The following is a 21235-nucleotide window of genomic DNA, read 5'->3' as shown; positions in this document are numbered from 1 at the left end:
TGCAGAAGCACCGTCGACACGAATGACTTGGTGTTACTGGCGATCCGGAACCGTTGGTCCGGCCGTGCTCGCTCGCCGCTCGCCGTGTCCGCGAGCCCGGCCGCCATCCGTGACTCCCGCTCTCCGTGCCTGGCATACGCCACGACACCCGGGAATCCGTCCGCGACCGTCTGCTCGATGGCCTCCCCCAGGCCGGCGGGCGGCGGGGCCGACGCCCGCTCCGCCGCGGCCGCCGGGAAGACCCCTGATACCACCACCGCGCAAATCCCCGCCAACAGTGCTGCGCCCCCCGCACGTGCCTTCACCGATTGCTCCCGCTTCTGTTGCCTGTACCGTTTCCGCCCCAGCCTCCCGGGCCGCCACACCGGTCGCCCATCCCGCTGACACCCGGGTGGAAAGGGGGGTTGCCCCCACCCCACACCTCCCGTCCCTCGCCGTCTGTGCGCGCGAGGCTCTGACGTCGATGTTCCAGAGCTCCCCACAGTGTGCTGATGCCCGCCTCCGCCGGCAGCAGCCCGGCCCGCACGACGGCAGGCCCCCGGCGCCGACGGCACCGGGGCGTGCCAGGGCGGGTACGGGCCTGATGCCTGTCGATGGGCTGCCGGCTTCGCCAGACGGCAGCGGGCCGGGGATCGCTGCAGGCGTCACCTTCTCGCCGGTGAATCGTTTCTCCGGTTATCGCGACGAATGCACACCGCTCCCCCGCGGTACCGCGACACCGGCCCGGGCGCACCTCCCCCCTGGCTCCCGGTCCGAAGCGGTAGGTGCGTCGGTGGGCGCTTCCACGTGCAGCGCCCTGAGGAAGTCCGACAGCGTCTCGGCCGCGTGGTCGCCGCGAGTGATCGAGCCGTGGTCCAGCGGCGTGCCGTCGACCCATGTCATGACGGTCCAGATCTTGGGGAAGCGCTCGGATGGTGCACCGTCCCGTAGGGGGACAGGAATCGGCAGCGGCAGGCGAGCTGCGAGAGTCGGCAGCCACCGGCGCTCCTTGAGCTGCAGATCGGGGCTCGTGTCCATCCGCTGCATCCGGACGGCCAACTGGTCACCGAGGCGCCACATTTGGTTGCCCCAGCCGCCCGCCACTTCGCGGATGGGCAGCTCGGCCAGGTCTGGATGCTGTTCCCGAAGCAGGTCGCGGACCAGATCCTCACTGGTCTCAATCTCGGATTCGATCATGCCGAGTCACCGTACTTGAGGTAGGTGGAGGCCACCTTGCACTTTGGGAGATCCGGCTCCCCGGCTGGATCTCCCGAGCTCTCTGAAGACCCGCAGGCAAGCGCTGCCGCTACGGCGACCTCGATGCGTAGAGCGGTGTCTCCCAGTTCCATGCGATTAGCTGTGGTCAACTGCTGCGGGGCGCCGGAGCTGGTGATCTGGTGCGGTGAATCCGAAGGCTGCCCCGCAGGCCGTTCCGACGCGGCGGCCTGGACGAGCTGATGTCGTCGTATGGGAGCCTGGATGAGGCCCCTACTCAGCTGATCATGCGGGACATTGGGTGATCCGCTGGACGGCCGCTTGGCAGATCAACGGGGCGGAGGTCGTCTGGCCGGTCCGGTGCCAGCGCATGCCTCGCAGCCGGTCCGCGGGTTCACCTGGAGGGCAAAGCAGAAGCATCGTCCCGGGTAATGGCGAGAGGGGCGGCGCCGTGACGGCGTTGGCGGCGGCTGTACTCGGTGATGGCCTGCCACAGGTCACGCCGGTCGATGTCGGGCCAGTAGCCGGGGGTGAAGTGCAGTTCGGCGTAAGTGGCGTGCCAGGGGAGGAAGTTGGAGGTGCGTTGTTCGTTGCCGGTGCGCCACAGCAGGTCGACGTCGGGCATGTCGGGGTGGGGCAGGTGGCGGGCGAAGTCGTCCTCGCTGATGAGGTGGGGGTCGATATCGCCTGCTTGGGCTGCTCGGGCGAGTGCTGCGGCGGTGCGGGTGATTTCGTCGCGGCCGCCGTAGTTGATGCACATGGTGAGGGTCAGCCCGATGCGGTTGCGGGTGCGGCGCTCCGCGCGCTGGAGTGCTTGGACGAGTTCCGTGGGCAGTTTGTCGGGGTGGCCCAGCCAGCGTTGGCGTACGTCGAGGTCACGGAGGGGGCCTTCGTCGAGGTCGCGTCGGATCGCTTCCAGGATGGTGATGATTTCGCCGGTGTCGCGTTTCCAGTTCTCGGTGGAGAACGCGTAGAGGGTCAGGTGGCGCAGGCCGATGTCCAGGGCTCCGCAGACGATCTCGTGGACGGCGGCGGTGCCGGCGTGGTGCCCTTCGGGGCGGGGCAGGCCGCGCTGCTGGGCCCAGCGGCCGTTGCCGTCCATGATGACCGCGACGTGAGCGGGCATCTGGTCGGCGGGGATTTGCGGGGGCCGGGCTCCCTCGGGGTGTGGTGGCGAGGTCCGGAGCGCGGTGTGGTCGGCTGCCGGGCGCGGAACGTGCGCGGATACCGCAGGGCGCCGGGGCTCCGGCACGGTGAGGGGGGTCAGGCTCCAGGCCAGGCCCGCGCGGAGGCGGGCGGGGGCGAAGATGCGGGTACGGGTCACGACGGACAGGCGCGGGGTCCGCTTCAGCAGGGCGGGGCCGGCGGCGTCGACAGCGTCGAGCTGGGCGCGCAGCAGGCAGGCGGCCGTGTCGAGCATGTTGGCGGCGCCCGGATGCATGCCTGTGGTCATGGCGGGCCTGGTCACCCATTGGCGGGCCAGGGACGTCAGCTCTGCGATCAAGGCCGCAACGGCCGGGCTCCAGCGCCTGTGCCGGAGATCATCTTCCGCGTCGGGGAAGGGGTCCAGGGCTTCCCGTGGCAGGAGCAGGAGCCCTTGGGCGAGGTCGGTGCTCAGGTCGGTGAGGACGTCGGTGAGCTGAGCCCCGTCGATGAACTGCTTGTAGTCCCTCTGCCGGTCCAGCCTGAGCGTCATCGGCGCCCCGGCCCGTTCGAACAGATGCCGTACCTGGTCGACCCAGGGCACCAGCGCCTCGCACCAGCCCCGCCACTCGGCCCAGTCGGCGAAGCGCCGGTCGCGGACCTCGTCGAGTGTGCTGCTCACAGCACCTTGCAGGTGGGGCAGGTCCAGACGCCACCGCAAGGCGGTGTCCACCAGGGCGTGGCGGACTTGGTCCGTGCTGATGCGGGCCGCCAGGTCGCGCTCCAGGGCTTGTGTCCACGCTTCGACGCGGGCCTCGCGCTCGGTCGAGTCCACATCCCGCTGGTCTGCCAGGTCGTCCAGGACGCTCGCTGCCGCCCACAGTGCCCAGCAGGCCGGGCGTAGCGCGGCCGGCATCAGCTGGAAGAGGGCGTGGATTCCGGGGTCGTGCACGCGTGTGATGCGGTGGCACAGCCGGTACGCCGCCCGCAGGTGGGGGTCTTCACCGGTGAGCGATCGGGCGGTGGTTCGCCCGCGCGGCGCGTGGGTGGACACGTCGGGCTCTGCAGCGGCGGGGTGCGGTTTCGCGCGCATATCGGGATCCAGGACCTCAGTGTGCTTCCGTGTCGGAGATGGTGGCCGATGGTGCGAGAGCTCGGCTGGGCGCGGGAAGGACGGCCTTGCCGCTTCCTGGGCCGGGATCTGGAATCTGGGCCGTTGTGGGCAGGGCGTTGTTGGTTCCGTGGCGGAAGCCCAGCAGGGCGATGAGGGCGGCCCCCGCAAACCAGGTGAGCTGGATGGCCAGGCAGTCGGGTACCGGACTGGTGGAGAATCCGGCCGCCGTGCTGGCCTGCATGGCCCCGTAGGAGGGCAGGTAGCGCGTGACCGGGTTGTCGGACCCGGAGCTCATGATCGGGTTCTGCAGCACGAGGTCGATGATGCTGGTCATCACGATCGCGAACATGCCCTCGACCTCGCGGCGCAGCACGGAGCCGAAGCCAACGCCCAGGGCGCCGTAGGTGAGTGCGGCGCAGAACAGCGCGGCGGCGAGCAAGAGAGGCTGGCCAGGTGTCCAGACCAGGCAGGCGATGGCGGTGGCGTAGGCGGCGACCACCGCCGAGACCAGAGCCAGTGCGGTGACCTTGGCCAGGACGAGGTGGGCGCGGGGGTAGCCGGCCATGGCCAGCCGGCGGTCGAAATGGCTGCCGGCGTACGTGGCGGCGAACATCATGAAACCGGTGATCAGGGTGACGGCGTTGAGGGCACCGCTGATCGCGGTCACTTCGTTGCCGGGCGGGGACAGCGCCTCTCCGGTGGCGATCAGCCGCATCGGGGCCGGGGTCTCAGGAAGCACCGTGAACGCCAGGGTGGTCCACAGGGGTACGAACAGGGCGACCAGGACCAGGGCGAACCGGTTGCGGCCGTGCTCGACGAGCGTGAACCGGGTGGCGACCGCGAAGCGGGTCAGGTGAAACCTCACGCGGCGACTGCCTCGTCCTGCCGGAGCATCCCGCTGTGCAGGCGCCACAACTCGTCCAGACGTTCGGTGTCATACGCCAGATGGGAGACGACCAGGACCGAGCGTCCAGCGTCCCGCAGCCTCACTGCCAGGTCCCAGAACCGCTGGTAGGTGTCCCAGTCGAAGCCCTGATACGGCTCGTCCAGCAGTAGGACCTGCGGATCGTGCATGAGCGCCAGCGTCACGTTCAGCTTCTGCCTGGTGCCGCCGCTGAGCACTCCGGCCCGCTCATCGGCGTATCCGGTAAAGCCCAGCACCTCCATGACCTCCTCCGCGTACCGCACATCGGGCAGGCGGTAGGCCGTCTGGAAGAACGTCAGGTGCTGCCGGACGGTCAGCGCGTCATTGAGAACCACATGTTGCGGGCAGTAGCCGAACCGGCCGCTGTGACGGACCGTGCCGCGCGTGGGCCGCAGCTCACCAGAAAGGATTTTTAGCAGGGTGGATTTGCCGGCGCCGTTCTCCCCGACGATCCCGCACAACGTCCCGGCCTGCAGCCGAAGGTCAACGCCGTGCAAGACCGCGCGCCGCCGGTAGGCATGGTGCACATCCTTAACCTCCACGCCCGCCTCTCCCCCCGTAGCCCTGGATCGACCGTGTCCGAATGGCCTAACGATCCCGAGGTGGAACAGACACGAGCCCCCCTGTCACGGGTGTGGCTATCTGTCCGCAGACTGTGCCCAGCTCACCCCGGGGCCGCGCGTGGATGACGGTTTGACCGCACCGCGCCCCGTAACCAGCGCCTCCGTGGCTTTTGTGACGGCCTGACTTCTCGCGCGGGCGTCACTATCCGTGTAGACGACTCGCCAACTAGCCTGCGTTGTACCTGCCAACTACCAGGCGTCACATCTCGCTGGCCTGGGCAGCACGACGTTGACGCTTGCCAACAAGACTGCGTGGTCACTCGGGGTCGGCGCCTACGGTGGAGACATGACGTCGTCCTCCGCCCCCGATCCGGTGCCGGTCCCCATCCGGGTGCTGCTCCCCGGGGACCAGGCCGTCGTCGCCCACCTGTGGTCCAAGCGCCAGGTCCGCGACGGATGGATGTACGAGGTCGGCCTCCCCGCGTACCGCAACGGCCCCGGGGACACGGTGGAGCCGGCCGAGCACCGGGTCTGGGTGCGCGCCCCGCAGCACGTACAGCCCCTGGAGGGCGTCGCCACCGCCGCGCTGACCAGCGCGACGCTGGTGCGGCCATGAGTGCCAGCTGGAAGTTCCTGATCTTCGACTTCTTCTTTGGGGTGGTGCTGCTGCGCCTCCAGCAGCACCAGCCACAGCAGAGCAGCGGCCTCGGGCGAGTTCGAGAACTCCCATAGCAAGTGCGGGTGCAGCGGCACCACCAGCGTGTCGACGGAGTCGACATCGAGCGGCAGGAGAATCCGGTCGTCGCCCGTGTCCGGCAGGATCTGGTGCATCGGCAACGGTGCCATCGCGCCGGGCCGCCTGGATGCGGCCCCGGTGCCCTTTCCGCCGCGTCGGCTCCAGGTGCGGGAGGTCGGCGGCGTCATCGAGCATCCGGCTTCGTCCTCGAAGACGATCCAGGCCCGAGCGCCACCGCGGTGTTTCCACGTGCGGCCCAGCCGGCCACCGCCGACTCGTCACGCTCGACTGCACGACGGGCCGGAACCTGATGACTCCAGCGTGTCTCCGCAGCATCTGCGAGATCGCCGACAGCGTCATCGACTTGTGAAACCGCCGGCCGATCAGCGTGCTGATCCTGGCCAACGTCCATCGCTGGTCCGGCCAACCATGCGCGACCGGGCCCTTGACCAGTTCCTCCCCGAGCACGTCGAACAGGGGCTCGCTCAGCTTCGGCCGGGATGCCGGGCCGCGGGAACGCACCCCCGTTCCGACCGGCCGCCTTCCACGCTTGCCGCCACCGCTGGACCGACCGGACGCTGACCCGTAACTCCTTCGCGATGTCCGTACTGCCCCGCCCGGCGGCGAACATTGCGACTGCTTCCATCCGGACCCGCTCACGGAACGCTTGTCTCTCCGCCGTCAGACCCCCAACCCTGCGGATACCTCACACACCCGGCATACCGCGACGATCACCAATCGTCAGCCCCTACGACAACCCACCTTCAAGGTCAGTAACACGGAATCTCTGACTCAGGTCACTAGGCTGATCCTAGAGGCCATGATGAGCTGAGCTGGCCCCACGTGAGGCAGTCCTCGTGCACCGAACGTTCCGCCTCCCGTGCGTCGCGGCACATCTATCGGTGGCGGAACTGGTCCATCCATCGAACATGGCGGTCACAGCCCGACAAGAAGTCGAGCTGACGCGGTGGAATACGCACAGCCAAGGGAGACAGCACCAGGCACCTTCTGCGCTGGCCCTGCCGCACCTACAGGTTGAACTTCGCCACCACCGGGGAGTGGTCGGACGGCTTGTCGTGGGCCGCGGCCGGCTGAGCCTCCACCACATTCGGCAGCTTCTCATTGCCGGTCGAGACCTCTTCAAACTTGGCCAGCAGCGCGTGGCTGATCATGATGTGGTCGATCAGCTCGTGCTGGCCCTCGAAGATACGAGAGAAGCCGCCCTGCTCCAGGATGCGCGGGGCCAGGTTCCACAGGCGGTTGGCATCGCCCGGGTTGTCGGGGTGAGTGAAGCCGCCGGTACCGATCTGCGAGCCGGGCGGGCCGTACAGAATCTGGGTGGTGGCGGCCTGCCACTCGTCGTTGAAGTCACCGAGCACGATGACGTTGCGATTCTTGCCGTTGCCCTGGAGCAGGTCGTCGGCCATGCCGCGCATGGTGACGGCCTCGGCGGTGCGGCGGAACAGCGCGTATGCCTCATAGCGGGCGCGCAAGTGCTCGTCGTGGGTGTCGTGCTGCTTGTTTGGGAAGGTCAGCAGCTTTGACTTGAGGTGGCAGACAGCCACGTGGAGGCTCTGGCCGGGAGACGGCTCGACCCGGACGGCCAGACCGCCGCGCCCCATCTCGCTGGTGAGGGCGTCGTCGCCCTGGTCCTCGACCTGGATGGGGCGGAGGTGGTTCGGGAAGTCCTTGCGCTGCTGGATGTCGAGTAGAGGGAAGCGGCTGATGACGCCGACCCGGATGCCGCGGGGGTCCGGGTGGTTCGACAGGGCGGTGTGCCAGGTGCCCGGCAGCTTGGCCACCAGGTCGTCCAGCGCCTCCTGGCTGCCGACCTCCTGCACGCCGAGCAGGTCCGGCCCGATTTCGGTGATGACGCCGGCCAAGGCCTCGACCTTGGCGTCGTAGGTCGCTTGGTCCTTGGCGGCGCACCTGTTGGGGTTAGGGGTGCTGCCGGGTGGCAGCGGTCGGCAGAAGTTCTCTACGTTCCAGGTCCCGATGATCAAGCTCACTGCTGCTCCCGTCGTCGTTGACCGGGTCGCGGACTAGTCTTTCGCGCGCATCCGAACGGCTCGAAATCCCGGGTGGACTCGCCTGCATGTTCACTCATCGGCAGCGCTTGTCGGACGAGCTGCGGGACCGGTCACTCTCTCCAACATCACCATCACGGCCAGTGGGACCGTGACCGCGACCTCACCCCCCAACCATGGCCATGCTGAGGCAGTACTACGGAGCCAGCCCGCACTGGCCCAGCCTCGCCCAGTCTCTGGAGCCGGTGGCGGCCTCGTTCGGCAGCGGCCGGACCGAGCTGACTTCGGTGGTTCTCTGGGTAGCGACTGCGGCCCGGCACCTGCGGCTGTGCCGCAGAAAGGCTTGTCCGGCACTCCGAGCACTTGGCCTCGCGTTGGAGAGAATGTTGCTTCAGGGGCGGAGAGGACCCCGTGTACTGGACGTACTCGGGATTTCGCCCGGCACACCGAGAAGGCGTGCCGGGCGCCGCGGGGCGGCCGCCGGTGGGCGGGGAGGTGCCGCTACTCGGCAGCCTTGGCACAGGTCACCTTCGCGAACTTCGAAGTGACGGTGTACGTGTCATTGGGGACGCCAGTGAACTCGAAGAACCCGTCCTGGATGGTTTGGGTGGTATTCACGACGGCACCGGAGGAGTTCTTCAACGTGACCGTCTCCGCCACCGGGAATCCCCTGCCGGACACGCCGTAGGTCGTTCCAGGGCCCTTGGTCACGGTGCACTTGATCGCAGCCTCCTCGTCCGACACCCACTTCGGGCAGATCGCCTTGGCCCGACGTCCTGCGGCGCTGTAGGTGTCGTTCGGCAGCCCCGTGACCTCGAAGAAGCCTCCTGTGATGGCTGTGGTCGTGCGCACCGTGGCGCCCTGTGAGTTCTTTACGGTGATGCGTTCTCCGGATCTGAACCCGTCGCCCGACACGCCGAACGTGTTGTTGGGGCCTTCCGAAAGGAAGCAGGTGGCGCCGGGTGCGGCCCGTTCCGCTGCGTCGGCCGTCATCAGGGTGACAGTGGTCCACCCGCTGAACGCGACAGCGGCCACGACCGCGGTGGAGAGGGTCTTCCTTCGCATGAGATGTCCCTTTCCTCGACTGAAGGCAGTCACTTCGCTTGAGTAGGTCCCCGCCCCCGCACGTCTCCCGTGCCTCGCGCGAGAGTGTCGGCGGTGAACGTGCTCGCCGCTGATCGGATGGCCTCAGAGCCGACGGGTAATGCTCAAGGCCCCGGTCCTTGCCGGTGGCGGTTGAGGCGTCGGCGTCTTCGACCTCAGCGCGAGGGAGCGGAGTTGCTGACGACACGTGGAGGGCTGTGATCACCCACACCCCCAGGGCGGCCTCCATCCCCTCCCACTATTCCACTGGGCGGGGCGGGCCGCATGTGGGCGTGGTCGGCGGCGCCGGGAGCGAATGTGACGGCAAGGCCCTGTCCCTGCCCGCAGGACAGCGACAGGGCCTTCAAGGAAGACCCCAGACACTCACCGACCAGTCCGCAACCGTACCGTTCAGCCTCCTGCTCAGCGGCAGCCCACCCGGCCCCGCCAGGGTGAGATCACCGCCCGCTCGACGCTGGCGCGCACGGCCTCCATGAGGTCGACGGCGCCGGTGGGCTTCGCCGCCGGTTCGGTCTTCTCCCCCGTCACTCCGGCCGCCCTCGCCTCCATCAGGGCCTCGACTTTCTCGCGGAGGTGTCATGGAAGGACTTCGGGTCCACTCCATGGCCAGGCTCAGCCGCCGTCGCCCCGACCTCCCCCGGCAGGTCGGGCGCCTCGGCGTGCGGATCTCGGAGCTCGTCGGCCCAGTGAAGGGGGTGAATCCTGAGCAGGCCCTCCGCCTCCTCAGCCTTCAGCGCGACCATCTACTCCCTCCCGCGCATCACGAACGTTGCGATGCCGGCCTTGTTCGACTCGGCCAGCGCCCGTTCCAGCAGGGCGTAGAGCTTCCCCTGCCGGGCTCCCCGAGGCCCGAGGAAATAGGTCTTGTCGAAGAAGACCGGGTCGACGGTGTCCAGGTCGACGAAGCCGGCCACGTCGATCGACCGGGACCGGCCCGGATCGATCTCGTCGAGCTCGTGCGGCTCGACAACCACGTACTCGGATCCGGTGTCGTAGCCCTGCACGATTTCCGCCACGTCCACCTCGTCGCCGGCGCGCTCGTTCACGCGCCGGTTCCGGATCCGGCCGCCGTCCCGCGCTCCAGCTGGTGCAAGCGAATCGTATGGCTGTCCGTCGCCGTGTACAGGCTCACGGGAAGGCTCATGCTTACCTTGATCTTGCGGTCCGCGCCGCCGCACGAGGGCCCTCCCTGGCCCGGTGTACGGCGAGTGGTGCCCCGGGGGACACGGCCCGGACGGCGGCGCCCCGGGGCACCGTGATCACTGTCGTGCACGGGGTGCGGCCGTGTCGGGCCCGCCTCACGTGCCTAGCGGTGGATCAGTTATCCATGTAGATGTCGACGATGAGGTCGATGTTGGCGTCGCTCCGGTTGAAGAAGTCGATGACACCGGTGTTGCCGCGGCCTGCCTGAACCAGGTTCGGGACAATCTTGTTCGCGGTGAAGTTCAGGTTTGACGAGGTCGGGATCGGCACCTCGACGTTGGTCCCGTTGTTGTAGTCCGCGATGGTGTTCGGGTCTGGAGCGACCGCGAGGAAGCCGGCACCCTTGGGGTTGGTCACCGTGGTGTTCAAGACGAAGCCCGTGGTGTGCGGATGGCCGTCGCCGAGTCCGAGCGCGCTGTAGTAGCGGCCGGGCAGCGGCTTCTTGGTCTCGCGGGTGTCCTTCACGCGCTCCGGATCGAAGGAGAGGTACGCGCTGACGCTCTCGGGGCTGTAGTAGCCGACGACGTCGACGATCACGTCGGCCGGATTCCAGCCGCCGTTTCGGATGCTGATCTGCCCGTCAGTACCGACCGGGACGGTCACCGAGTTGGCTATGGTCTGGCCCGTACTGAAGTTCAGGTTGGACGCGGTCGGCGCCGCCTTCCCGGTGGGGAAGACGGTCAGGTGCCCGTCGCTCAGCGGGTTGGTGACCGTCACGTTGAGCGCCACGGCCTTGGCCCCGGCGGGGATGCCACGGTTGCCCGCGATCTTGGTGCTGAAGGTCCCGTAGCCGGTGACCTGGCCCTTGAGGGTGCCGAGACCGGTGCGGGTGTCGACGAACCGGTCCGGGCTGATCGCCGTGTAGCCGCTGGCGGCGGACTGGGTGAAGTAGCCGGTGACGTCGGCGATGAGGTCGACCGACTCCCAACCGCCGTTGTAGAGGTCCACGTAGCCGTTGGCGCCGACCGGCACGATGACCAGGTTAGGGACCGTCTGGCCGGGCTCGTAGTTGAGGTTCGAGGTGGTCGGGCGGTTGGTGCCCTCGGCGAAGGCGGTGACGTGGCCGCCGCTCTTCGTGTTGGTGACGGTGACGTTGAGGGCCACCGCGGTCACACCGGCGGGGATGGTGCCGTAGCCGCCGACCTTGACCCGGGCGGAGGTGTACGGGGCGACCTTGGACTTCGGCGCGCCGGTGCTGTCACGGGTGTCCAGCAGGCGGGTCGGGTTGTACGGGGTGAAGTCCGAGCCCTCGGTAGTGACGGTGACCGAGTTCTCGGCCGATGTCTGGTTGACGGTGTCCGTCACGGTGACCTTGACCGTGTACGTGCCGACCTCGCTGTACACGTGCTCCGTGGTCACCGAGTTGGAGCCGTGCGTGTTCGCGTTGTCCGTCGAGCCGTCACCCCAGTTGATGTCGATCAAGACGGGGGTGACCGCGCTCGTGACGTCCATGTCCAGCCGCAGCGACTTCGCCTGGAACGTGGCGGCCTGAAGGGCGACCGAGAGGTTCGGGTTCGCGTCCGAGGCCGCCAGCGTGCCGGCCGCCTTGCCCTTGCCGGTGGCCGGGACCTTGACCGAGTGGTCGGCCGGGCCGTCGAACGTGGTGGTCTTGGCCTCGATGGCCGAGTCCAGGTCGGGCCTGGACACCCCCTCCGCCTTGCCCGACGCGGGGTCGGCGGCGTGGGCCAGCCCCGGTATGAGCGAAATGCCTGCCGCGAGGATGGTCGCGGATGCTACGAGTCGGCGATGAGACACCGAGCCCCCAAATGTCTGTGAGCCCTGGAACGGGGCTGAAAGCCCGCTCAGGCTACAGAACGCCCGGCCCGTGGATCACTCGGGTTCATCTGTTTGCGCACGCACTGATTGGGGCCTGTAGGCCGGTTCCTCCGGCCTCGTCAGAGCTGGCCGGTCTAGCGCGGGGGGAGGACGGTCCGTGCGAGCAGCTGAGACCCGAGGTGAGTGGAGGTGCGCGTGCAGGTGGGGTGCGCAAGTGGGAGCGGTACGGGAGTTCGCCCTGGGACCGCCGCAGGCGCGGGAGCAGTTCCCCTGGGGTCCTGAGGACTGCGTGGTAAAGGTCAACAACGTACCTCCCAGCGTGACGAGGGAGAGCGCTCCGGGCGCTTTCAGGGCCATTCCACCTCGCCGGGCTCCCGCGTCCAGGACCGCACGGTGTGCGCGCCCTCCGGCCCCTCTTCGATCAGCACTGACGGAGAGGTGGTAGTCCACACTTGCGGTATTCCGAGCCAACAAGACCCTGATGGCAAGGGTGTCCATGATCGAGCTGCCGGAGGAGCGACTTGGCTGGGCGCCTGGTGTTCCAGCAACGGTTTGCTATCTGGGCTGGTCAGGGGCGCTGTCGGGAGTGTATTTGGGTGGCGGGGTGCCGGGGGGAGTCTTGGCCGGGTGCCCCTCCAACGAGTGGAGTCGCCGTTGGTAGTGGCAGTGGCGGGCGACGGCCTGGCGGCTGCGGCACCAGTGGGACCAGGTCAGTTGGTGTGCGCGATGCGTCCGGCCGGTGTAGCGGTGGTTCGCAACGAGGTGAAGTGCCGGGAGCCTGCGGACTTCTGCCACGGTGAGGGGGACCAGGCTGGTGGAAGCGTTTCTGCAGCCCCTTTTGCCGTGGCATCGGCGGCCATGACCGCGAGATGGGCGTGGGCGAGCATGGCCAGGGTGACGTGCCGATACCAGCCCGGGTAGCAGCGGACTTCGTACTGATCGAGGCCGCACTCGTTCTTCGCGGCCTGGAAGCACTCCTCGATCTGCCAGCTCCCGGTGACCCGCACCAGGTCGGTCACCGTGGTCTCCAGGGGCGGGCTTCGGATCGGGTCACCCGACCCTGGTCCTCCACCGCGCCGGCTCCTCACACACCCCCGCTTCGACCGCCTGCCGATACGTCTCCTTCCAGCTGCTGCCCCCTCCGTAAAGCAACGTGCACTCCTGGTGGACCGGCTGGAGCCCGTACCAGCAGGTGGATATCGCAAGGACAAGGAGAAATGCGGCGAACGGATGCCTCCACGTGGGAGGCCCTGAAAGAGGCTGGATCACACCGCGACCCTAAGCACCGGGCCGAACGGACCGCGCAGCGGGTACGGCTGCCCGCACTGGAGTCCGCCTCGATGTACCCGGATCCTTGGGGCACCCCGCTCCGCAGCTCCGGACCAAGACCGTGTTCGTCGGACGCGACTTGGTGGGCGTGCCTGCCCGGCAGACGTCGGCAGACAGTCCGGTCAAAACCTCCGACCTCGGGAGACCTCCGGGCGCACCGGTACGGTGCGGCCGACCGCGGGCCACCGCCCGGCCGGCCGCCGTACCCAAAGGGCCTCCGCGGTTCTCAAGTCGCATCACGGTGTCCCAGGGACCCTCTCAGCGAAGTTCGATCAGCCTCAGCGGAGTTTGGCCGGCGCGGCAGCTCTAGGGTCGGTTCAGTCCGTGCAGCCCTGCGGTGGGGGCCACGGCCCCTCGAAGGCCGGTCCGCAGTCAGCGGGGCGATGGGCCACCACCAGTGCAGCCGGATGAGCGCCCCATGGCCCGGGAACGGCAGCCGTCCGTGTTGACCCTCGACCGCCGTCGTGCCGCAGCCGGCCGATCCGCGCCACGCGGACCCCGCCTCTCCCGTCCCCGAACCAGCGGCAGCCCTGCTACTGGCCTACCTCGCAGACCGCGACAACACGAACACCGCCACCAACCAGGCATCCCGCTGGCTCTTCCCCGGCCGCCGGGCCGGGCGGCCGGCCCGTCCCGACCACATGTCCTCACGACTGCGGGAGATCGGCATCCCGGTCGCCGCCGCCCGCGGCGCCGCCATCCGACAACAACTCCTCGAACTGCCCGCCCCCGTCGTCGCGGACGCCCTCGGCTACCACGACAAGACAACCAGCCGCCTCCTCAGAGAAAGCGGCGGGACCTGGAGCCGATACGCTGCTGGTGACCACAGCCGGTCACCAGCGGGCTGGGCTCCCAAGGGAATCCGCGATAGTTGAATACGCCAGCTCACCAGTACCAAGGCCGTCGTCCCGGTCAGCCGTGGAAGGAGACTTCGAGTTCGAATTTTCCTCCGAGGCCGTCGATACGGCTCCGGAAGAGGGCCCGGGTCATGTTGTCGTCGAAGAGCGTGACCTTCCAGACGTCCTCCTCCGAAGGGTGCGGAATCTCGACGAGGTGCTTGTAGTTGAGGAAGCCGTCGGGATTTCCGTGTTCGTCGAATCTCCTGGTCCCCAACTCGACCGACAGCGTCTGGATCGGCAACGTCACGTTGATGTTGACGATTTCTCCCTGGCCGATGTGCCCCTCCCAGACCTCCTCCCCGTCCACACGGAGGATGATCGATCGCTGACCCTGGCCCTCCATGGCCGGCGCGAACACGCTCTCGAACTTGATCTTCGTCATCACGCGCTCCACGTTCCGCTCGACGCTGCCCCCTCCGTTCACGTTCCCCCCGGTCATCCCTCCCGGCAACTCGCGATCCGCCTGCGACGCATCGCCCGCTTGCCTCCCGAAATGGTTGACGCGTGGCCACCCCACCCGCAACTCGTGGAGGTCGCCGGCAGCCCCGCACGGCTCGAGGAGTACGACGTACGGCAGAAGTGCCGCCACGCCGCCGTCCTTCGAGGGGCCCGTCGTATCGCGCTCGGCGGCGTCGGTACCCTGGAAGCCGACTGGACCGCCGGCTGCCAGCTCCTCGAAGCTCTCGGCATCCCCCATGACGCCTACAGGGATGCCCGGCGGACCACCGATGGGACACCGCGTGGCTCGCTCCCGCCCTCCGGCACCTACTCGCCCTCGAAGCCGGCTTCCTCCCGGACCCCAGCGCCCGGGAGGAGTGAAGGCGGGAAGGATGCATCGGTCCTTCAACAGCCCGTCGCGCACCGGAATCCAGTCCAGGGCGGAGCAGATGCCATCCTCAAGGGACAGCTGCGGCGTCCACCCCAGCAGCTCGGCAGCCCGGTCGCTCTTGGTGTAGCCGCCGGCCACGTCACCGGGCCGCGGTTCGGCATCGACGGTCTCCAGGGGCGTGCTGACGACGTTGTTGAACGCCTCGCACAGCTCCCGGACCGTGGTGCCGGAGCCGGTGCCCAGGTTGATTGCGATGGTGCGGGGGCGTTGATCGGGGCATGCGAAATCTGATCCCCGCCGTCACCGCGCTGACGGCGGCCGTGGCCGTCCTCGCGGCCCCGACCACCGCCGGACAGGGCCTGCACCGCCCATCCCGACCTCGACGCCGGACGGCGCTTCGCCCGTGTCAGACCCAGAGCCTTGGTGTCCAGGCGTAAGTACTGTTCCAGCTCCCCGGGCGACGGCTCCGTGGCGAACCGCCTATAGCGGGCCTTTTGCTCAGCAGACAGGTACTCAACAGGCATGCCTGCGCCCTCGGCTACCACCACGTCACCACAACTCGCCTTGCCGCGGAGGCTGGTTGGACCTGGAGCCGATACGCCTCCGGTGACCACACACGGTCACCGGCAGGGTGGGTTATGCGGGAAACTGGCGACGCTTGAATGGGCGAGCCCACCAGTATCAACCCCCTGGTCGCGTATGTCGTGGCCGTGGTGTGCCCGGCGACTTTCGCCTGCCGGATGAGCTCGGCTCCCAGGAAGCCGCTGCCGCCGATGATCAGAGTGGTCATGCCCGGCACGGTAGTGCGCACGGGTGGGCACCGGCGGAGAACCCGAGAGTTGTGCACCTGCTTCAGAAGCGAAGGCAGTCGCCCCGGGGTTGGAGCGACCGCCTTCGGTGCCTGCGCGTCAGGGCGGCCTTGGCAGCCGCGAGGTGGCTTTGTCGGGACGAGCGCTATGGCGAGGGCGGTGCGGCAGTCGACGAGCAGGGGGTTGGCCGGGCGGTCGACGAGATTATGGGGGTTGGCCTGCTGGCATCTTCACATGAGCCGGATCACAGAGTGCGCCCGTTTGAGAGCCAGGGCGCATGACCCGGCGCACACAGGGCGCACAAACCGCCCCAGGCCCCTCCCCGCGTCAGCGCCTGGCGCATCCGGCGCAGACGCAAGCCCCGTCTGAAGGAAGCCCTGCTCGGCAGATCCCGGGGCGGACTAATCAGCAAGACTCATCTCGCCGCGGACCGCAGGTGCGGCTGTTCGGACGGGGATGGGTGGCACGGCTGGAAACCTGTGCAGCCACTCGGATTTGGTGCTGCAATGAGGGGCTATGACGCAGATAGCCGAGAGTTGGTACGAGGCCGGCAGCTTCTGGTCGCTCCTGCTGGGCAGCGTGGTGACGCTTGCAGTCGGATGCCTGGCAGCGTGGGCCGCCATCCGAGCCGCGAACCCTAAGTGGTCTACGTCGTAAGCCGTTCGGGGGTTGACTTCGAGGTTGGGCGTCGGCGTGCTTGTGGCCAGGTGGCGAGGTGGATCCGGCATGCGGTGTCGAGGGCGTTCTCGGGGATGCCGCTGGGACTGCCGACGGGCAGGAGGGCGTCTGATCGAGCGCGGGCTGGCTCGTCCCGGGCCCGCCTTGTCCCGGCCGCGCCCGGGACGGCGGGGGATGTGGCCTCAGCGGTCAGGCGGGCCGTGCTTCGAGGAATGCGAGGACCCTGGCCACGAACTCGTCGTGGAACTGGAAGATTCCGCCGCCCCCGGCGTCCGGGTAGAGGGGGACGAGTTCGCCCCGGGGCAGCCGTGCGGCGAGGTTGAGGGTGTTCTCGCTCGGCACCATCCGGTCGCTCTCGCCGTTGGCCACCAGGACTGGCTGGCGGATGCGGGACAGGTCGGCCGGCGGCTGGAGGCCCCACCGGTGGATGGCCTTCAGCTGGGCGCGGAACGACGTCAGCGAGATGGCTTTGTCGCGGCGGTCCGTGCGCTCCTTCAGCCGTTCCAGGAAGGCGCGTGCTTCGCGTCGGCCGTGTTCAGTGTCGGTGAAGAAGAGGAACTGCTTGGGGTCCTTGCGGGTCAGGAAGCCCTTCAGGATGTCCCGGAGGGTGAGTGCGGTGACCTTGTCGATGCCGGGGCTCCGGCGGGGCCGGTGCCCGCGAGGATGACCTTGCGCACCAGCTGCGGTTCTTCGGCTGCGATGACCTGGGCGATGAAGCCGCCCATCGACAGGCCGAGCAGGTCGACGTGCTCGAAGCCCAGGGTTCGGATGAACAGCACCGCGTCGCGGGCCATCGCTTCGATGGTGTCGGGGGTGGAACCGCCCGACGTGCCGACTCCGCGGTTGTCGAAGGTGATCACCCGGCGCCGGGCGGCGAGTCCGTCGATGACGCGGGGGTCCCAGTTGTCCAGGACTGCGGTCAAGTAGTGGAGCAGGATCAGCGGTACGCCGTCCTTCCGGGCCGAGCTGCCGGTAGACGAAGTCGACGCCGCGTACGGACACCGAACGGGTCGGCACGTCCTTGTACGACGACGGGGCGGGCGTGGGGTTGGGGGTGGCGGAACTGCGCGGTGCGCTCATGATCGGTTCCTGGGGTGCGGAAGGGAGGAGTGGTGGGAGGCGGGATCCTCTCGCTGCCCGGGGCCTGTCGGTGGTGTGGCGGGCGGGGGCCGGCCCTCACGCCGTCGCAATGACGACCTTGCCGGCCTTGGCGCGGCCCTTCTCGGCGTACTCCATGGCTTCGAGGGTCTGCTCGAAGGGGAAGACACGGTCGACGACGGGGCGGATCTCTCCGGCGTTGATGAGCCGGGTGAGTTCGCGCAGCTGGTCGCCGCTGGCCTTCATGAACAGGAAGGAGTAGGTCACGCCTTGGCGCTTGGCGTGGCGTCGGGTCTTGAAGCTCAGCGCGTTCATCGCCTGCCGCAGGACCGGGTTCGCGCCGAGCTCGCGGGCGAAGTCCGCGTCGGGCGGCCCGGCGATGCCGATGACCTTCCCGCCTGGCTTGAGGACCCGCAGCGACTTCTCCAGCGTCTTGCCGCCGAGGGTGTCCAGGACGACGTCGTAGCCGTCCAGGAGCTCCTCGAAGTCCTGGGCGCGGTAGTCGATGACGACGTCTGCGCCGAGTTCCTTGACCAGGGCGGCGTTGGCCGCGCTCGCGGTGGTGGCCACGTGTGCGCCCAAGTGCCTGGCCAGTTGGAGGGCGACGGTGCCCACGCCGCCGGAGCCGGCGTGGATCAGGACTTTCTGGCCCGGCTGGACCTGTGCCCTCTCGATCAGCGCCTGCCATGAGGTGAGGGCTACCAGGGGAAGGGAGGCGGCCTCCGCCATGGTGAGGGTGGCCGGCTTGTGTGCCAGGTCGTTCTGGTGGACGGCGATGAGTTCGGCGAAGGTGCCGATGCGGTCCTTGTCGGGCCGGGCATAGACCTCGTCACCCACCGCGAACCCGGTGACGGCCGAGCCGGCCTGGACCACCACTCCGGCGAGGTCGTTGCCCAGCACGAGAGGGAGGCGGTACGGGAGGATCATCCTGAAGGCACCGTCGCGGATCTTGAAGTCCAGCGGGTTGACGCTCGCCGCATGGATCTTGACCAGCACGTCGTCGGCGCCCGGCTCCGGATCGGACATCTCGGCGGCGCGCACCGCGGACTGGTCACCGTACTTCTCGATCAAGTAGGCCTTCATCGCTGTCTCCCTGTCCCGTCCGCACAGGGACGGGATCTCCGCTCGCTTCGGGCTGCCCCGGTACGAGATACTTTCTGGTATTCACTGGTGGTTCATGACGCCCCACGCCGATGCGGCGGGCGCGCCTCACGCTGCGTTCGGCGATGCGGCCAGGCTCCGCTTCACCTGCCGGGTGGTCTCGTCGGCGAGGATCTCGGGTAGTCCCCGCTCGATGCCGGACAGGGCCCGGGCGGCGACCTCGGCGGGGTCGGTCTTCTGGTCGGCGGGAACGCTCGCGGCCATGTCCGTGTCCATGTATCCGACGTGCAGTGCCGTGATGGTGATGCGGCGGGGCGCCAGTTCCTCTCGGGTCGCGCCGGTCAGCGCCCATGCCGCGGCCTTCGCCGCGGCGTAGGCGCCGAGGTCGGCCGGGTGCAGCCAGGACAGGACCGACAGCACGTTGAGCACGGAGCCGCCGCCGTTGGACTCGATGACCGGGGCGAAAGCCCGCGTCACGGCGAGCGGGCCGAAGAAGTTCACCTCCATCTCCAAGCGCACCATGTCCGGGCTGCCCGTTATCAGGGGCGTTCCGGTGGAGATGCCCGCGTTGTTGACCAGCAGCGTCGCGTCGGAGGCGGTGCGAGCCGCGGCCCAGATCGACTCCGCGTCCGTCACGTCGAGCCGCAGCGGGATGACACCCGGAAGGTCCACCGTTTCGGGGCGACGGGCCGCCGCGTACACCTTGGCCCCGCGTTCCACGAGCTGGGCGGCCAGATGCCGCCCGAGCCCCCGATTGGCGCCGGTGACCACTGCTACCGCGTCCTTCAGTTCCATGCCCACTCCCAGCGCCACGGCCGCCGCCAAGCGACCCGCACCAATTAGATTACGACTACAATCTAAGCACTGGTCTAAGATAGATGCCAGTCGACATCCAATCGGGAGGTGGCCGATGGGCCGCGTATCGCAGGCGCAGGCGGAGGAGAACCGCCGACGGGTCGTTGAAACCGCCTCCCGCCTGTTCCGGGAACAGGGAACCCACGTCAGCGTCGCCGACCTCATGAAGGCGGCCGGTATGACCCACGGCGGCTTCTACAAGCAGTTCGCCTCCAAGGAGGCACTCATCGACGAGGCCACCGCCCACGCGTTCGGCGAACTCGCCCAGCACCACAAGGACGGGCTCGATCAGTACGCAGGGCAGCGCGACGCCGCCCAGCGGGCGCTGATCGACGCCTACCTCTCCGCCGAGCACCGCGACAGCGCGGCAGACGGGTGCCCCGCCGCCGCACTCGCCACCGACATGGCCCGCGACGGCGGAGAGAGCGAGGCCCGCCGCGTCTACACCCAGGGAGTGGGCGACTTCGCCGACTGGCTCGACACCAAGGACCAGGACGGCATCACCCGGCTGTGCACCATGCTCGGAGCCCTCGTCCTGTCCCGGGCCACCAAAGGCTCCCCGCTCTCCGAGGAGATCCTCACCACCGCACGCGAGGCACTGACGGCCACCAACTGACCGGAACCACCGTGCAGGGCGCACGCCGCAGGAAGGGTGCGCTTCCCGCACCCTGTCGTCATCCACTTTTCGTGAACCGCTCTCCGCGTTGCCTCTCGCTTCCGCATGCCCGATCTTCCTAACCGCCTCGGAGTGTGAGCGGCTGAGGAAGATGGCCTACGGCCGCAAGACCGAGCACCGACTGCGCCAGCGCGCCCAGGTTGTCCTGCACGCGGCGCGCGGCCGCTCCAACGCGCGCATCGCTCGGGAGACTGGACTGCACCTGGACACTGTCCGCACCTGGCGCGACCGCTTCGCCGGGAACCGGTTGCCCGCCCTGTCCGACCGCAAGCGCTCCGGGCGTCCCACTTCCTTCACCCCGTTGCGGAGTGCCCAGGTCAAGGCGCTGGCCTGTCAACTGCCCGCGGAGAGCGGCACGCCGCTGTCGCGCTGGTCCGCCACAGAGCTGGCCCGCGAGGTCGTCGCCCGCGCCATCGCCGGCACGATCTCCGCCTCCACCGTGCGACGCTGGCTCGACCAGGACGCGATCAAGCCCTGGCAACACCGTTCCTGGATCTTCATCAGCGCCCCCGGCTTCCGACTCAAGGCGGCCCGTGCCCTGGACCTGTAGGCCCGCGCCTGGGACGGCGAGCCGCTCGGCGCGGACGAGTATGTGATCAGCGCGGACGAGAAGACCTCCATCCAGGCCCGCTGCCGCTGCCACCCCACACTCGCCCCCGGGCAGGCCAGGGCGATGCGGGTCAACCACACCTACGGACGCGGCGGAGCACTGGCCTACCTGGCCGCCTACGACGTCCACCAGGCGAAGGTACTCGGCCGCTGCGAGCCGACCACCGGCATCGGCCCGTTCATGAACCTGGTCACCCAGGTCATGAGCCAGGAACCCTAGGCCAGCGCGAAACGCGTGTTCTGGATCCCTCCCACCGCGGCAAGGCCGCAGCAGCCCGGCTGACCACGGCGTTCCCAAACACGGTGCTGGTCCACACACCCGTGCACGCCTCCTGGCTGAACCACGTCAATCCCGGCAGGGGGGACTGACAGTCCCCCAACCCTCCCCTCTCCAAAACCCCGACAGCGCCTGCGGCGCGTAGCGCCGATGACGCCCGCAGGGCCACTACAGGTAGTGGGCCGCGTAGGGCTGGCGACCGCGCCGCCTCCCGGGGCGCTGGTGCGCAACATCCCGGCAGCCAGGTCGGGGAACGCGACCAAGCTGCAACTGCCGCCGGGACAGACAGA

At 68.7% G+C, this 21235-nt stretch carries 20 protein-coding genes and 4 pseudogenes; 6 read left to right on the top strand and 18 right to left on the bottom strand.

Annotated features, from left to right (window positions below; all coding sequences use genetic code 11):
* From ACIBAD_RS31795 to ACIBAD_RS31775, 5 genes are all read right to left on the bottom strand, one after another.
* A partial coding sequence (locus ACIBAD_RS31795; protein ID WP_398910140.1) for a serine hydrolase occupies window positions 1–254 on the bottom strand: 254 nt, incomplete at its 3' end.
* A gap of 421 nt (window positions 255–675) precedes the next feature.
* The gene (locus ACIBAD_RS31790; RefSeq protein ID WP_398910138.1) at window positions 676–1176 is read right to left on the bottom strand and encodes a phosphotransferase; all 501 of its coding nucleotides are present in this window, start codon (window positions 1174–1176) and stop codon (window positions 676–678) included.
* A gap of 412 nt (window positions 1177–1588) precedes the next feature.
* On the bottom strand, window positions 1589–3430 hold the full coding sequence (uppS, locus tag ACIBAD_RS31785) for a polyprenyl diphosphate synthase (RefSeq protein WP_398910136.1): 1842 nt from the start codon (window positions 3428–3430) through the stop codon (window positions 1589–1591).
* A 16-nt stretch (window positions 3431–3446) separates the two neighbouring features.
* A complete protein-coding gene (locus ACIBAD_RS31780; protein ID WP_398910134.1) occupies window positions 3447–4316 on the bottom strand; it encodes an ABC transporter permease in 870 nt (289 codons plus the stop codon).
* Window positions 4313–4918, bottom strand: a complete 606-nt coding sequence (locus ACIBAD_RS31775; protein ID WP_134068487.1) for an ABC transporter ATP-binding protein — start codon at window positions 4916–4918, stop codon at window positions 4313–4315. Before ACIBAD_RS31775 ends, ACIBAD_RS31780 begins: the two co-directional genes overlap by 4 nt.
* A 367-nt stretch (window positions 4919–5285) precedes the next feature.
* Here ACIBAD_RS31775 and ACIBAD_RS31770 point away from each other — a divergent pair, with 367 nt between their 5' ends.
* Window positions 5286–5555, top strand: a complete 270-nt coding sequence (locus tag ACIBAD_RS31770; RefSeq protein WP_398910131.1) for a hypothetical protein — start codon at window positions 5286–5288, stop codon at window positions 5553–5555.
* A gap of 486 nt (window positions 5556–6041) precedes the next feature.
* Here ACIBAD_RS31770 and ACIBAD_RS31765 read toward each other — a convergent pair.
* From ACIBAD_RS31765 to ACIBAD_RS31730, 8 genes and pseudogenes are all read right to left on the bottom strand, one after another.
* A pseudogene (locus ACIBAD_RS31765) lies at window positions 6042–6143 on the bottom strand (transposase); the annotation flags it as partial.
* Between the two features lie 88 nt (window positions 6144–6231).
* Window positions 6232–6306, bottom strand: a pseudogene (locus ACIBAD_RS31760) (transposase); the annotation flags it as partial.
* A 397-nt stretch (window positions 6307–6703) separates the two neighbouring features.
* A complete protein-coding gene (locus ACIBAD_RS31755; RefSeq protein ID WP_398910129.1) occupies window positions 6704–7678 on the bottom strand; it encodes an endonuclease/exonuclease/phosphatase family protein in 975 nt (324 codons plus the stop codon).
* A gap of 525 nt (window positions 7679–8203) precedes the next feature.
* Window positions 8204–8767 (bottom strand): hypothetical protein, encoded by a 564-nt coding sequence (locus tag ACIBAD_RS31750; protein ID WP_134068488.1) that lies wholly within the window; start codon window positions 8765–8767, stop codon window positions 8204–8206.
* 441 nt (window positions 8768–9208) lie between these two features.
* Window positions 9209–9334, bottom strand: a complete 126-nt coding sequence (locus ACIBAD_RS31745; protein WP_398910127.1) for a hypothetical protein — start codon at window positions 9332–9334, stop codon at window positions 9209–9211.
* Between the two features lie 215 nt (window positions 9335–9549).
* Window positions 9550–9852, bottom strand: a complete 303-nt coding sequence (locus ACIBAD_RS31740) for a Ku protein (protein ID WP_208328908.1) — start codon at window positions 9850–9852, stop codon at window positions 9550–9552.
* Window positions 9853–10123: 271 nt separating this feature from the next.
* On the bottom strand, window positions 10124–11656 hold the full coding sequence (locus ACIBAD_RS31735; protein ID WP_398910125.1) for a PKD domain-containing protein: 1533 nt from the start codon (window positions 11654–11656) through the stop codon (window positions 10124–10126).
* 839 nt (window positions 11657–12495) lie between these two features.
* Window positions 12496–12819, bottom strand: a pseudogene (locus ACIBAD_RS31730) (IS701 family transposase); the annotation flags it as partial.
* 759 nt (window positions 12820–13578) lie between these two features.
* Between ACIBAD_RS31730 and ACIBAD_RS31725 the strand changes: the two are divergent.
* Entirely contained in the window at window positions 13579–13989 is a 411-nt protein-coding gene (locus ACIBAD_RS31725) for a hypothetical protein (protein WP_398910123.1), read from the top strand.
* A gap of 37 nt (window positions 13990–14026) precedes the next feature.
* On the opposite strand, the gene ACIBAD_RS31720 is transcribed toward ACIBAD_RS31725, so the two are convergent.
* Window positions 14027–14710, bottom strand: a complete 684-nt coding sequence (locus ACIBAD_RS31720; protein WP_398910121.1) for a hypothetical protein — start codon at window positions 14708–14710, stop codon at window positions 14027–14029.
* 1282 nt (window positions 14711–15992) lie between these two features.
* Here ACIBAD_RS31720 and ACIBAD_RS31715 point away from each other — a divergent pair.
* Window positions 15993–16091 (top strand): annotated as a pseudogene (locus ACIBAD_RS31715) (IS5/IS1182 family transposase); the annotation flags it as partial.
* Window positions 16092–16518: 427 nt separating this feature from the next.
* On the opposite strand, the gene ACIBAD_RS31710 reads toward ACIBAD_RS31715, so the two are convergent.
* The 4 genes from ACIBAD_RS31710 to ACIBAD_RS31695 form a co-directional block, all read right to left on the bottom strand.
* Window positions 16519–16698, bottom strand: a complete 180-nt coding sequence (locus ACIBAD_RS31710; RefSeq protein WP_398910119.1) for an alpha/beta fold hydrolase — start codon at window positions 16696–16698, stop codon at window positions 16519–16521.
* A gap of 221 nt (window positions 16699–16919) precedes the next feature.
* Window positions 16920–17252, bottom strand: coding sequence for an alpha/beta fold hydrolase (locus tag ACIBAD_RS31705; RefSeq protein WP_398910117.1), 333 nt, complete (start codon window positions 17250–17252; stop codon window positions 16920–16922).
* A 253-nt stretch (window positions 17253–17505) separates the two neighbouring features.
* Window positions 17506–18510, bottom strand: a complete 1005-nt coding sequence (locus tag ACIBAD_RS31700; RefSeq protein ID WP_134068494.1) for an NADP-dependent oxidoreductase — start codon at window positions 18508–18510, stop codon at window positions 17506–17508.
* Window positions 18511–18636: 126 nt separating this feature from the next.
* A complete protein-coding gene (locus ACIBAD_RS31695; RefSeq protein WP_398910115.1) occupies window positions 18637–19323 on the bottom strand; it encodes an SDR family oxidoreductase in 687 nt (228 codons plus the stop codon).
* Window positions 19324–19438: 115 nt separating this feature from the next.
* Here ACIBAD_RS31695 and ACIBAD_RS31690 point away from each other — a divergent pair, with 115 nt between their 5' ends.
* From ACIBAD_RS31690 to ACIBAD_RS31680, 3 genes are all read left to right on the top strand, one after another.
* Complete coding sequence (locus tag ACIBAD_RS31690; RefSeq protein WP_134068496.1) at window positions 19439–19999, top strand: TetR/AcrR family transcriptional regulator; 561 nt, start codon at window positions 19439–19441, stop codon at window positions 19997–19999.
* A gap of 151 nt (window positions 20000–20150) precedes the next feature.
* Window positions 20151–20609 (top strand): helix-turn-helix domain-containing protein, encoded by a 459-nt coding sequence (locus tag ACIBAD_RS31685; protein ID WP_398910113.1) that lies wholly within the window; start codon window positions 20151–20153, stop codon window positions 20607–20609.
* A 42-nt stretch (window positions 20610–20651) separates the two neighbouring features.
* Window positions 20652–20888, top strand: a complete 237-nt coding sequence (locus ACIBAD_RS31680; protein WP_398910111.1) for a hypothetical protein — start codon at window positions 20652–20654, stop codon at window positions 20886–20888.
* The last annotated feature ends 347 nt before the right edge of the window (window positions 20889–21235 follow it).

The organism is Streptomyces sp. NPDC051109 (assembly GCF_044455885.1).
GTDB lineage: Bacteria > Actinomycetota > Actinomycetes > Streptomycetales > Streptomycetaceae > Streptomyces.
This window is presented reverse-complemented; position numbering and strand designations above follow the sequence as displayed.

Bases quoted from the DNA above. Each gene is read 5' to 3' on its own strand.
- ACIBAD_RS31790 (WP_398910138.1), bottom strand. From the start codon at position 1,176: ATGATCGAATCCGAGATTGAGACCAGTGAGGATCTGGTCCGCGACCTG.
- uppS (WP_398910136.1), bottom strand. From the start codon at position 3,430: ATGCGCGCGAAACCGCACCCCGCCGCTGCAGAGCCCGACGTGTCCACC.
- ACIBAD_RS31770 (WP_398910131.1), top strand. From the start codon at position 5,286: ATGACGTCGTCCTCCGCCCCCGATCCGGTGCCGGTCCCCATCCGGGTG.
- ACIBAD_RS31750 (WP_134068488.1), bottom strand. From the start codon at position 8,767: ATGCGAAGGAAGACCCTCTCCACCGCGGTCGTGGCCGCTGTCGCGTTC.
- ACIBAD_RS31720 (WP_398910121.1), bottom strand. From the start codon at position 14,710: ATGGGGGATGCCGAGAGCTTCGAGGAGCTGGCAGCCGGCGGTCCAGTC.
- ACIBAD_RS31700 (WP_134068494.1), bottom strand. From the start codon at position 18,510: ATGAAGGCCTACTTGATCGAGAAGTACGGTGACCAGTCCGCGGTGCGC.
- ACIBAD_RS31695 (WP_398910115.1), bottom strand. From the start codon at position 19,323: ATGGAACTGAAGGACGCGGTAGCAGTGGTCACCGGCGCCAATCGGGGG.
- ACIBAD_RS31690 (WP_134068496.1), top strand. From the start codon at position 19,439: ATGGGCCGCGTATCGCAGGCGCAGGCGGAGGAGAACCGCCGACGGGTC.
- ACIBAD_RS31685 (WP_398910113.1), top strand. From the start codon at position 20,151: ATGGCCTACGGCCGCAAGACCGAGCACCGACTGCGCCAGCGCGCCCAG.